This window comes from Bacteroides sp. RCH18 (assembly GCF_058231005.1).
Window position 1 is genome coordinate 1,423,649 of sequence record NZ_JBIPTC010000001.1, and the last position, 13,273, is coordinate 1,436,921.

Annotated in this window: 9 protein-coding genes; 6 read left to right on the forward strand and 3 right to left on the reverse strand. The window is 43.0% G+C overall.

The window, feature by feature from the left end:
- Positions 1-22: 22 nt before the first annotated feature.
- The 3 genes from ACHLI0_RS05715 to ACHLI0_RS05725 all read right to left on the reverse strand — a co-directional run bounded on the left by ACHLI0_RS05715 (position 23) and on the right by ACHLI0_RS05725 (position 3,865).
- Positions 23-1,270 carry an efflux RND transporter periplasmic adaptor subunit gene (locus ACHLI0_RS05715; protein ID WP_490748637.1) on the reverse strand — a complete coding sequence of 416 codons (1,248 nt, stop codon included), beginning with the start codon at positions 1,268-1,270 and terminating at the stop codon, positions 23-25.
- Positions 1,271-1,513: 243 nt separating this feature from the next.
- Entirely contained in the window at positions 1,514-2,905 is a 1,392-nt protein-coding gene (locus ACHLI0_RS05720; protein ID WP_054959969.1) for an NAD(P)/FAD-dependent oxidoreductase, read from the reverse strand.
- 54 nt (positions 2,906-2,959) lie between these two features.
- Positions 2,960-3,865, reverse strand: a complete 906-nt coding sequence (locus ACHLI0_RS05725; protein ID WP_011107847.1) for a glucosaminidase domain-containing protein — start codon at positions 3,863-3,865, stop codon at positions 2,960-2,962.
- Between the two features lie 111 nt (positions 3,866-3,976).
- On the opposite strand from ACHLI0_RS05725, the gene cdd reads away from it, so the two are divergent.
- From cdd to ACHLI0_RS05755, 6 genes are all read left to right on the forward strand, one after another.
- Entirely contained in the window at positions 3,977-4,459 is a 483-nt protein-coding gene (cdd, locus tag ACHLI0_RS05730; protein WP_008762228.1) for a cytidine deaminase, read from the forward strand.
- A gap of 3 nt (positions 4,460-4,462) precedes the next feature.
- Positions 4,463-5,302 (forward strand): AraC family transcriptional regulator, encoded by an 840-nt coding sequence (locus ACHLI0_RS05735; RefSeq protein WP_011107849.1) that lies wholly within the window; start codon positions 4,463-4,465, stop codon positions 5,300-5,302.
- A gap of 88 nt (positions 5,303-5,390) precedes the next feature.
- On the forward strand, positions 5,391-5,972 hold the full coding sequence (locus ACHLI0_RS05740; protein ID WP_414202965.1) for a DUF417 family protein: 582 nt from the start codon (positions 5,391-5,393) through the stop codon (positions 5,970-5,972).
- Between the two features lie 103 nt (positions 5,973-6,075).
- Entirely contained in the window at positions 6,076-7,449 is a 1,374-nt protein-coding gene (locus ACHLI0_RS05745; protein WP_414202966.1) for an FAD-dependent oxidoreductase, read from the forward strand.
- A 244-nt stretch (positions 7,450-7,693) separates the two neighbouring features.
- Entirely contained in the window at positions 7,694-10,528 is a 2,835-nt protein-coding gene (locus ACHLI0_RS05750) for a ligand-binding sensor domain-containing protein (protein WP_414202968.1), read from the forward strand.
- Positions 10,529-10,681: 153 nt separating this feature from the next.
- A complete protein-coding gene (locus ACHLI0_RS05755) occupies positions 10,682-13,273 on the forward strand; it encodes a glycosyl hydrolase 115 family protein (protein ID WP_490748639.1) in 2,592 nt (863 codons plus the stop codon).

Below are 13,273 nucleotides of genomic sequence, written 5' to 3' on the forward strand. Positions count from 1 at the left end.
AAGTATTTAATTTAGATCGTTTTTATCTCATTTTCAGCTTATTCTTGTTCTTATAAGAGCTCATGTCACTGACTACCACTACATCTCCCGGTTGTAAACCACTCACCACTTCCACATATTCAAAGTTGGAATCTCCCAGTTGTACTTTACGTTTCACCAGTTCGTCATCGGATGTCCGGACGAAAAGTTCATACTCACCACGTCCCACATAGAAAGAAGCGTTTGCCATCCGCATCACATCTTCCTTCACGGCATTCATCACATAAACGTCCGTTTTCAGTCCCGAACGTAAACGGGGGTTGTTATCGTCTTTCAACTGCACTGTAAAAGAAATGACTCCGTTTTTAGACAGGGGTGTCACACTGCTGACCGTTCCTTCCAGTTTGTCATTACCTATCTTCACAACCGCTTTTCCTCCGGCAGCTACCCGGTCACCGTAGGTATCGGCTATTTCACCTTCTACCTTAAAATGACTTAAGTCTGAGATGATGGCCACCTGTCCGCCTTGCGAAATCTGAGCACCGATCTGATTATTAATATAGGTAAGAATCGCTTTACGTGGAGACCGAATCTGGGCATCGTCCAGTGTACGCTTCATTTCGGCAAGACTTTTACGGAAGATATTGAAATCCAGTTCCTGCACTTTCAGTTCGGCTGCCGCTACTTCTTTTTCGTTCTTATATTGTTGTTGGAGCTGTTCGTATTCCAGTTGTGCTACGTTATAGCTCAATTCTGCCTGACGCACTTTATCTGTTGTTCCCGCTCCCAGACTGTCCAGATAGTGTTCGTTCCGAAGTTCCACTTTCATGCGGCTCAATTTCATGGCAGAGACCTTAATCTGCATCGCCATATCGGAAAGTTTCGTCTGATTATTGACGCGAAGCTGATCCAGCTTATAGCGACGCATCTGTTCTTCGTCAAGCAGTTTTTTATATTCCGTTTCCGTGCTCTGAAGGTCGAGTTTCAGAATCGGAGTACCGATTTCCACACTGTCTCCACCTTTTCTATATACTTCAACAATACGGCTGTTAATAGGCGAATTGATGATTTCTTCAAATGCAGGGACTACCTTACCGGAGGCGCTGACACTAACTTCAATCATTCCCTTATCAACTGTAGAAAGTACCAGATCCTTTTTTTCCACTCCTGTCCGCATGACAGATATAAGTATGCCGATAACAACTATACCGACTACTCCTATCGATGAATAACGGATGATCTTTTTATTGCGTTCTTTGTTACGCACTTCTTTGGGTATTTCTCTGTCCATATCTAAGTATTTACAATTTCACTTTCAGTTGTTTTACCTTTTATTATACCAAATCTATGCCAAAAGCATAATCAACTGATTAACAGAGAATAATAAAAAAGAGAAGGTGTCCGATATCGGACACCTTGTACGAATTTACCGTTCAAAAAAACATGGTGTCACTATACTGTTGTTATAGTGTCACTATCTCCTTGTAATAGTGTCACTATACCGACCGGATAGTGACACCATCGCAAAACGGTGCTATACTATTTCTTTTGAGTTTGGTTGCGGTTCTTGTTTGGCCGGTTGCGGCTCCTGTATGAGGTCTTTCCCCCAATGGGTCGTTGCCTCAATTGCTTCCCGGTCACGAATCTCTTTCGCCTTGCGGGCATAGACAATCATTCTCATGGACTGATCATAGGTGAAGTAATTCCATACCCAGTTCAACAACACCACTACTTTATTGCGTACTCCCAGAATAGAGCGCAGATGCACTACCAGCCACATTACCCAAGCAAACCATCCCTGCATCTTCACCTTACTGAATTCCGCCACGGCACGATTACGCCCGACAGTCGCCATCGACCCCAAGTTACGATAATGAAAAGGCTTCATCTCTTTTCCTTTTTCCAGGCGAATCAGATTCTTTGCCAGCAATTCCCCTTGCTGGATGGCAACTTGTGCCAGTTGAGGATGTCCGTTCGGATAATCTTCGTCACCGGAAAGAATACATAAGTCACCAATGGCAAATACATTATTCGTTCCTTCTACCCGATTGAAGGCATCTACTTTGATACGGCCTCCACGACCGATTACGGACGTATTCATATTCCCGAAAGAAACTCCGGTCACTCCACTTACCCAAATAAAAGTACGGGTAGCAATCTCACTGCCGTCTTCAAGTGTCACCTTATGGTCACGGTAATCCGTGACACGTTTATTTAAAAGAATGTTGACTCCCATTTCACGGAGGAACTGTTCTGCATGGCTCGATGAGTCTTCGGACATTCCGGCAAGTAGCCGCGGACCCGCTTCTATCAGATAAATATGCATCAGACTGCTGGGCATATCGGGATAATCATTCGGCAATACAAATTTCTTCATTTCCGAAAGTACTCCCGCCACTTCCACTCCCGTGGCACCACCACCTACGACAACGATATTCAGCAACTCCTGCTGTTCTTGTTTGTTGGAGCAGGTCACAGCACGCTCCAAGTTGGCGAGAAGCGCATTTCTGAGCCCCATAGCTTCGGACACGTTTTTCATTGGCATGGCCTCCTCTTCGATATGTTTATTACCGAAGAAATTGGTCGTCGTACCTGCGGCAAGAACCAGATAGTCGTATTCCGCCTTCCCTATGGAAGTCTGTATCATGTTCTTTTCGGGGAAAACAGCACGTACTTCCGCCATACGGAAATAAAAATCTTTCCGATGCTGGAATATCTTGCGGAAAGGGAAGGAAATGGAAGTCGGTTCCATACCTGCCGAGGCCACCTGATAAATTAACGGAGGGAACTGATGATAGTTGTTCTTATCTATCAACACAACTTGAAAGCCTGATTTTTTCAGCTTATTAGCCAACTTCAAGCCACCGAAACCACCGCCTACAATGACGACCCGTTTCTTACTGTCCTTTGCAATATTTAGACTCATATATTAATCATGTTTTATCATACATAATAACACATGAGTATGGCATAAAGTTTTCTAACGCAGACGCAAACGATCTCCTACCTCCGGAATATATTCTCCGTCCTTACGATTCATCTTGTACAGATTCTTGAGACGGATACCATATTTCTGCGAGATGGCATGCATAGAATCGCCGTCTTTCACAATATATACAGTATGAGGCTTGGATGCTTTCTTCTTTTTACTCTTCAGATAGATAATATCTCCGTTCACCAAAGTATAATCACGCTGCAAGTCGTTATACTTCACCAACTTCTTCCAGCTGATATCAAATTCCTTACCTAAATCCTTGAAAGTATCCCCACTACGGGCTACGATATAGGCGATATCATTGGCGATATACACCGGATGCGGACTCAGCAGCCACGGGTTCTTTCGCAACTTGCGTTCCGAGTAGACACCTTTGCTGTCATATTTATACAGGTCGTAATCTTCGATAATCGTAATCAGTCGATTGGCATAGGAAGGGTCTGTGGCGTATCCTGCCTTTTTCAATCCGCGTGCCCATCCTTTGTAATCGGTGATATCGAGTTTGAAAAGGAAGGCATAACGGGCACCTCTTTTCAGAAAGTCGGAATGGTCTTCGTACGATTCGCGGGGATGCTTGTAGGCACGGAAGCATTCATTGCGGGCATCGTCGTCATGACGTACCGAACGTCCGCGCCAACTGCCGCCACACTTAATACCGAAATGATTATTACTCTTGCGTGCCAACTGGCTGTTTCCGGCTCCGCTTTCAAGCAATCCCTGTGCCAGAGTGATACTTGCGGGAATTTTGTGAAGCTTCATCTGCTCCACAGCCAAGTCGCTATACTTATTTATATATTCTACATAACGTGCATTCCGTCTTTGTGCCTGTACTCCTACGGCAAAGAAGATAATGGCAGTTAGAAAGACTAGTCTATACAATTTGTTCTCCATTTTAACTTATATGTGGATTATCGGACACAAAAATCTGAAAAATAATTGGGATTATCAATCTCTTTTCTAACTTTGTAACATTAATAATGTAGAACTAACCTATTTACCGATATGAAGGACCTCACAATTACCGCTATAATCAAAGTATATCAATACGATGAACTGAACGAAGCTGACCGGTCATTAATGAAAACAGCCATGGAAGCAACCGCCCGCAGTTATGCTCCTTATTCGCATTTCTCGGTAGGCGCCGCCGCACTGCTGAACAACGGAACCATTGTGACGGGAACCAATCAGGAGAACGCAGCTTACCCGTCGGGACTTTGTGCGGAACGTACTACCCTGTTCTATGCCAACTCGCAGTATCCCGACCAACCGGTAAATACTCTCGCTATCGCAGCAAGAACCGAAAAGGACTTTATAGAAACTCCTATTCCTCCTTGTGGCGCCTGCCGCCAAGTGATTCTGGAAACGGAAAAACGATACGGCCAGCCTATCCGTATTCTGCTATACGGCAGGGAATGTATCTACGAAGTAAAAAGTATCGGCGATTTACTACCGCTATCATTTGACGCATCAGCCATGGAGGAATAAATTATGTTACAACAGTATCACACCAAACTAAAAGGAACACTCGCTCTCACGGATTCTTATCTGACAGAGAAAGCTTTGCAAAAAGAAAAAGGACTCTATAAGTTTATATGGGTCCGCCAAGGAAGCATTACAGTAGAAATCGACCATCAGGAGATGGTACTCTCAAAAGACGACGTTATCTCACTGACTCATCTGCAGCATCTTGAATTTAAGTCCATAGATGGTGAATATATGACTTTGCTGTTCAACAGCAACTTCTATTGTATCTATGGAAACGACCACGAAGTGTCGTGCAGCGGCTTCCTTTTCAACGGCTCGTCCCACCTTGTCCGCTTCACACTGAACGAAGAAGAGCGCCGGCAACTGGACCAGATTACCGAAGCCATGGAAAATGAGTTCACCGTTTCCGACAGCCTGCAGGAAGAAATGCTGCGTATCCTGCTGAAGCGTTTCATCATCCAATGCACCCGAATCGCCCGTCAGCGACTGGATATCACGCGCGAAAAAGAATCCGGCTTCGAGATTGTCCGCCAATACTACAACCTAGTAGACGAGCATTACCGGACCAAAAAGCAGGTACAGGACTATGCCGATATGCTTCACAAGTCACCGAAGACACTTTCGAACATATTCTCAACATGTAAACTGCCTTCTCCGCTAAGGGTCATCCACGAACGGGTGGAAGCGGAAGCCAAACGCCTCCTGCTCTACAGCAATAAGAGCGCGAAAGAAATTGCCGATATCCTGGGATTTGAAGACCAAGCTTCTTTCAGCCGTTTTTTCAAAAACATGACAGGACAGAGTGCCGTACAATTCAGAAATACGGAAGTTGGGAAGAATTGATAAGTGAAGCGGAAGTATTGCCATTTCGGGGGTATGCAGAAAGCACGACCTTTGCGGTATAAAGTTAAACCCATAAAAAGACCGCAAAATGAAAGAGAAATTTATTGCTTTGCTTACCTTCACTTCCAACTTGAAGAATTTCGGAATTAAGTTTATCCGTGTAGCTATCTTAGTCGTATTCGTATGGATCGGTGGACTGAAATATTTCCACTACGAAGCCGACGGAATTGTTCCTTTTGTAGCCAACAGTCCCTTCATGAGCTTCTTCTATGCAAAAGATGCTCCTGAATACAAAGACCACAAAAATCCGGAAGGAGCCTTCGTTCCGGAAAACCGCGCCTGGCACGAAGCCAATCGCACTTATACTTTCTCCTATGGATTAGGAGCGCTCATCATGAGTATCGGTATTCTGGTATTCCTGGGCATTTTCTTCCCGAAAGTAGCGCTGGTAGGTGATACGCTCGCCATCATTATGACGTTAGGCACACTATCCTTTCTTGTCACCACGCCCGAAGTCTGGGTTCCGAATCTGGGTGGAGATGAATTTGGCTTCCCGCTATTGTCCGGTGCCGGAAGACTGGTTATCAAAGATATCGTTATTCTCGCAGGAGCCGTAGTGCTTCTTTCAGACTCGTCACAACGCGTACTCAAAACACTGAAAAAAAGCTGATTCTGTCCGCTACGGACACCTTTGCTTCCCGGATATGACGCAAAACAAATATACTCTTCATGTGTTATAATAGCTGAGTATAAATCGTTAATGAAAGGAAGTTATGAAACAATATGATGCAATTATTATAGGGTTCGGCAAGGCAGGAAAAACACTGGCTGCCGAACTTTCCAACAGAGGATGGCAGGTCGCTGTCATCGAACAGTCCGATGAAATGTACGGAGGGGCTTGCCCTAACGTAGCCTGTATACCAACCAAAACTTTGATTCACGAATCAGAGATTTCCACCCTGCTTTATCACAATGATTTTGATAAGCAGAGTAACATGTATAGGCAGGCGATCGCCAGAAAAAACAAACTTACCTCTTTTTTAAGAGAAAATAACTACGAAAGATTAAGTAAACGCCCTAATGTGACTATTTACACAGGTAAAGGGTCTCTCGTTTCAGCCAATACGGTGAAGGTTGCTCTTCCCGAAGAAGAAATCGAACTGCAGGGAAAAGAGATTTTTATCAATACCGGCTCTACACCTATTATTCCCAATATAGAGGGGATTCAGCAAAGTCGAAATGTGTACACCAGTACCACTCTTCTGGAGTTGGATATTCTGCCAAAGCACCTGATTATTGTAGGCGGAGGCTATATCGGACTGGAGTTTGCTTCGATGTACGCCGGCTTCGGAAGTAAAGTGACTCTTCTCGAAGCAGGAAACAGATTCATGCCCCGCAATGATTCGGATATTGCGAAAAGCGTTCGGGAAGTGATGGAGAAGAAAGGAGTCGAGATTCGTCTGAATGTCCGTACACAATCGATCCATGATACACACGACGGGGTAACTCTGACTTATTCGGATACTTCGGACGGCACTCCTTACTTTGTAGACGGTGATGCGATCCTTATTGCCACAGGCCGCAAACCAATGATTGAAGGACTGAACCTGCAAGCAGCCGGTGTAGAAGTCGATGCGCACGGGGCAATTGTAGTCAATGACCAATTACATACCAATGCCCCTCATATATGGGCAATGGGAGATGTAAAAGGAGGAGCGCAATTTACCTATGTCTCACTGGATGATTTTCGTATTATCCGGGATCAGCTTTTCGGAGACAAGAAACGTGACATCAACGACAGAGATCCTCTGCCTTATGCTGTATTTATCGATCCGCCATTGGCACATATCGGAATTACGGAAGAGGAGGCACTGAGAAAGGGGTATTCTTTCAAAGTCTCCCGACTGCCGGCAACCTCCATTGTCCGTTCGCGTACCTTGCAACAGACTGATGGGATGCTGAAAGCTATTATCAATAGCCATAGCGGTAAGATTATGGGATGTACCCTGTTCTGTACCGATGCTCCGGAACTGATCAATATGGTTGCAATGGCTATGAAGACGGGGCAGACTTCTACGTTCCTGCGTGACTTCATCTTCACACATCCGAGTATGAGCGAGGGGTTGAATCAATTATTCGACGTATAAAATTAATAATAAACAGAGCCTGCAAATCTAGTAAATAGAGGCTCTATTAGTACTAAACAGAGCCTCTAAACTAAGAAAATAGAGGCTCTAAAATCATAGACTGTCATTCCCTGATTCCATATTTTTATTTATTTACGCAAGAATCTAAAGATAATCACGTATATTTGTTAAATGGAATCTAATAGGATACAGTATAATGGTACATAGAATATTTTGGCTACTTCTTATTACAACAACTTTATTAATGTTTCCCGTCCATGCACAGGATCGTCTGAAGAATTTAGAATTCAAACAATTCTCAACTCCGGACGGATTACCCAACAGTATGGTTCATCAGGTCTATCAAGATCGGGACGGTTACATCTGGATTCCCACCTTCTATGGATTATTCCGGTATGATGGTTATGAAGTCAGAACATATAAATCAAATCTTTACACTCCGGGACTACTGACCAATAATAATGTACTTTGCGTAGAAGAAGACTATTCCCACAGACTATGGATAGGAACTCATGAAGGTCTCTGTGTACTCGACAAGCAAACGGGACAAATGAGAAAAATGCAACTGGAAGGAATCAACAAACATCGTTTGAACGAAATCCACATAACCAAAGAGAACAAAGTCTATCTGGGATATATCCGTGGAATGGCATATTACGATGCAGGACAGGATACATTGGTCCTGATGACACACAAGAATTGTAAAGGCGAAGTACCCGAACAAAAGAATGTTCAAACCATACTTGAAGATGAAAATGGTGATTTACTGATTGGTACCTGGCAAGACGGGCTCTACCGTTATCACATAAAAGAGAATAAGTTCACCCATTACCCTCCATTGAGCGAAAACAATTCCGTTTTGTCATTATTTCAGGATTCCAGAGGAGTTCTATGGGTGGGAACAAGCGGGTATGGTCTTTATAAGGTTAATTTCTCTTCGGACAAGCAGACATTGTCTATTGAAAAAAATTACAGATACGATCCTCTGAATATTTCCTCTATCCCTTCTGATTATATTTATTCTATCCATGAAGACTTGCAGACACATTCGTTATGGCTGGGAAGCCGGGATGGAATTGGCATTATGAATATGGCTAACGAAGGGACGTTCATCAATTACAAAGAATCGAACCCAGAACATTATTTGCCCGTACGCGAAGTGAACACCGTTTTTCGGGATAAAAACGGATTGATGTGGATTGGAACAAAAGGAACAGGAGTTTTTCATGCAGATACACACGCACGTTCTTTTGATGTCCTCTACCCACGTGGTAACGGGAAGTTCTTTACTGATTTGATCTCTACCTTATATATAGAAGAGAATGGAGCTTCCTGGATTGGTTTCGGATATGGAGTGGATTACCAGTCGAGAGACAAGAAGATATCTTTAATACCCTCCAAACGTCCCTATCACATTTCCTACAGCCCTACTTCCCAAGAAGTGCTGCTCGCCATTCATGATGGCGGAGTGATGGCTTGTCAGAATGGAAAGATTATCCACCAATATAAGACTTCAAATTGTGGTTTCATTCCTCATGATCTGGTATATTGGGTACATGAAGACCGTAAGGGGAATTGGTGGCTAGGCACCTATAAGGGAATTGGAGTCCGATATAAGGATGGTCGTGAATATTGTTTCAGCCGTATGCCTGGCATTGATGCCTTACTCTCTAAAGAAATTACCTGCATAATGGAAGATAATGACGGCTCCTTGTGGCTGGCAACCAACAATAATGGTATAGTTCACGTAACTGGAAATATGGAGCAACCGGAATCATTACATTGCCAAAACTACTGTATGGAGAACAAACTGTTACCGGTCAATACTCCCCTTTGTTTTCTATTGGATAAAAGCGGCAGAATATGGGTAGGCACAGAAGGAAGCGGACTTTGTCTGTATAATGTACAAGATGATTGTTTTGAATCCGTCCATCAAGCATACAATTTACCGGGAGATATGGTAGGCAGTATGGAAGAAGATAATCATGGAAACCTTTGGTTAGGCACTAATCAAGGATTGGCAAGATTGACTATCACCGGAGAGGAAAAAGGAAGAGTACGGACTTTTACTGTTGCAGATGGATTAGCAGATAACTTCTTTAATCAAAACGCATCTTTTTATCGCAATGGAACTTTCTATTTCGGATGTAGCCGCGGAATAGTTACTTTTGACTCCGAAATGATGAAGGAGAAACACTCTGATATTTCTTTGCGCATAACGGATATATTAATAGACGGCAAATCATTGGAACAAATACCGGAACAGCAAAAAAGCAAGATATCCTCTTTTACTGCCGATTATACAAAGACTCTCATCATCCCGTCAGCATATACCAATTTTACTATCCGCTTTGCATCGCTCACTTACAACCAGCCCCAACTGAACAAGTACGCATACAGGCTGCAAGGTTTTGACACAGACTGGCACTATGTGAATGCCGCCAACCGTAATGCATATTATTCTCAATTACCTGCGGGAGAGTATGTATTTGAATTACGAGCCACCAATGAGAATGGAGACTGGGGAGAAATGCGGACAATGGAAATCCTTATCGAACCTCCTTTCTGGGCTACCTGGTGGGCATATCTTATTTACGCTTTACTGACTGCATCTTTTTTAGGATTGATATGGTGGGAAATACGCCGAAGACTTATGTTGCGTAATCGGAAGTATCTGCAAAAAGGAGAAACTGACAAAGTACACCATATCAAACTACAATTCTTTTCGAATATTACTTCAGATGATGAGAAATTCCTCCAGGATGCCATTGACTGTGTAAACCGACATCTGGATGATCCTGAGTTTGACGTAACTCAATTTGTCAATGAGATGGCAACAAGTCGTACCACACTTCACAAAAAGATGAAATCACTCACAGGACTCAATACAACCAGTTTTGTACGGAGCATTCGTTTGAAAGCAGCCTGCAAAATCATGGATGAGAATAAGAATATCCGCATCTCTGATCTGGCATACAAAGTGGGGTTCAACGATCCTAAATATTTTTCGATCTGTTTCAAGAAAGAATTCGGTATGCAACCTACAGAATACTCGATGAAATCGGCAAAAAACACTTAATTGAGTTCCAAAGAAAGAGAGTTGAAAGATGTTCCGAAAAGGTAGAAGGAACATCTTTCAACCTTATCGGGCAATGCCTCCCCCCTTTAATACTGACAGCCGGTTACCTTTGTGACATTAAAACTCTAATGTCTAATTTAAAAAGGTTGGTTTATGAAATCTAATTTTTATGGAAACAGAAAGTCGCTTATAGCGATATGCTTCTGTTCAGTTTTTCTTTTCGGAAATCGGATTGTTTGCACCGCGGCAAATCACAACGAGGGTGAGTTTGTCTGGTATAATGGGAAACAAGCAATCACCTATTCCGTATCCAAATCCGTATCTCCTGTGGTGACAATTGCACTGGATATGTTTACCGGTGACATGAAACAAGTGACAGGAGTATTGCCTCAAAAAACTCATACAGGAAATACAGCTATTAAAATTGTACAATTGGACAAGAATAGATCTGCACTGAAAGAACTTCTTAAACAGGATGTTCCTGTAGATAGCCTTATGAGTAAAAAGGATGCTTTTTTTATCAAAGTTACCGAAAGCTCCAATAAGAAACAATTGCTGGTGGTAGGCAGTGATGGCAGAGGGACTGCCTACGGAATACTCGAATTGTCCCGTTTAGCCGGTGTGTCTCCATGGGTATGGTGGGGAGACGTCACACCCATAAAGAAAAATCAATTAACATTGCCTGCCGATTATACAACCTTTCAAAGCCCCTCAGTAGAGTATCGTGGAATCTTTTTGAATGACGAAGACTGGAGTTTACAACCTTGGAGTTGGAAAAACTTCGAACCGTCTGACACAAAAGGACGAATCGGTGCCCGTACTTATAAGGAGATTTTCAAGCTGCTGATGCGTCTTCGTGCCAACGCCATCTGGCCGGGTATGCACGGAATTACGACTCCTTTCTACTTTGTACCAGGAGCCAAAGAGGCTGCCGATAGCTGCGGTATCGTTATCGGCACTTCTCATTGTGAACCTTTGATGCGTAATAATGTAGGTGAATGGAAAGTCAGCGAACGAGGCGAGTATAATTATATTACGAATCGTGAAAGTGTACAGTCCTATTGGACAGAACGCTTGAAAGAAGCCGGACGCTATGAAAACTTCTATACGATAGGCATGAGAGGTATTCACGACAGCGGTATGGAAGGAGTAAAAACTCTTCAGGAAAAAACCGATGCTTTGCAGCAAGTCATAAATGACCAACGCACCTTATTATCTAAATATGTAAAAAAGGATGTAGCGAAAATCCCACAGGCTTTTGTTCCCTATAAAGAAGTACTTCAGATTATGGAGAACGGTTTACAGGTACCCGATGATATTACACTCATATGGTGTGACGACAATTATGGCTACATGACTCGCCTGAGTGACCAGGAACAGCAAAAACGCAGCGGTGGTGCCGGTGTATATTATCATCTCAGTTATTGGGGACGTCCGCATGATTATATGTGGCTATGCACTACCCAACCGGGGTTGGTCTATAGTGAAATGAAACAAGCCTATGATTGCAATGCCCGTCGTCTGTGGATTGTCAATGTACATGATTTAAAACCTGCAGCCTATGACCTGGAACTTTTTCTGGATATGGCATGGGACATCAACTCTGTATCTCCCTCTACCCTCGTACAGCATCAGAAAAATTGGCTTTGTCGCGAATTCGGTACAGAAGCGGGAGAAAAGTTATTGCCGGCCATGCTGGAATTTTATCGTCTGTGCGGTATCCGCAAGCCGGAATTTATGGGCTGGAACCAAGTAGAACTGGATAAAAAGAAATATATAAAAGGATGGTCTCCGATCAAAAACACAGATTTCAGTCTCACAGAATTCGGCGGAGAACTAGACCGTTATCTGGAATCCTATGAGTCAATAAAAAGAATCCTGTCCGAAGTAGAACCGATCATTCCTCAAGAGAGAAAAGACGCTTTCTTTGCACAAATTAAATATCCTGTATTCGGTGCAGCAGCTATGAGTACTAAAATGCTGGAAGCACAAAGGGCACGCTGCATTTTTCCGGGAAGTTGTGATACTAACTTGTGGACTCGTGAAAGCCAATTGATGAATGCTTGTGCAAAAAGTATCAAAGCCTATCAGGAAATTCGTGACTTGACAGATTATTATAATCATAAATTAGCCGGTGGTAAATGGAAATATTCCATGTGTTACAATCCACGTGATTTATACGTATTTTATCCGCCTACCCTCCCTATATGGTTAACTGATCAGGAAATTGAGAAATATACTTTTCCTGAAAGTACCAAGTCGCTCCCTCTGAAAGAGGTATCAAAAGACAAATGTATTGTTGCCAATGCTTGCAACTATACCAAAGCAACAGACGGGGTGATCGTCATTCAGTCATTGGGACACAGCATGAACGCTGTATCCCTACCAAAAGGAAAAACAATCACCTTTGATTTTGAAAGTGCATGGGAAGGAGAGGCTATTCTGCGTACAGCCGTCATCCCGACACAGCCGAACGATAAAGGAGATATTCGCTTTAGTGTCAGCATAGATGGTGAAACGCCTCAGATATGTTCCTTTAAAGAAGGATTTCGTACCGAATCCTGGAAGCAGAATGTTCTTCGCGGACAAGCAGTAAGAAATACCAAGCACAGACTGACAAAAGGAATGCACACTCTATCCATTACTGCTTTAGACAATCATGTGTTAATAGACCAATGGATGATTGATTTCAAACCGGAAAGACAGTTTTATGTATTCCCTATAGAACCAACCTATCAATATTAA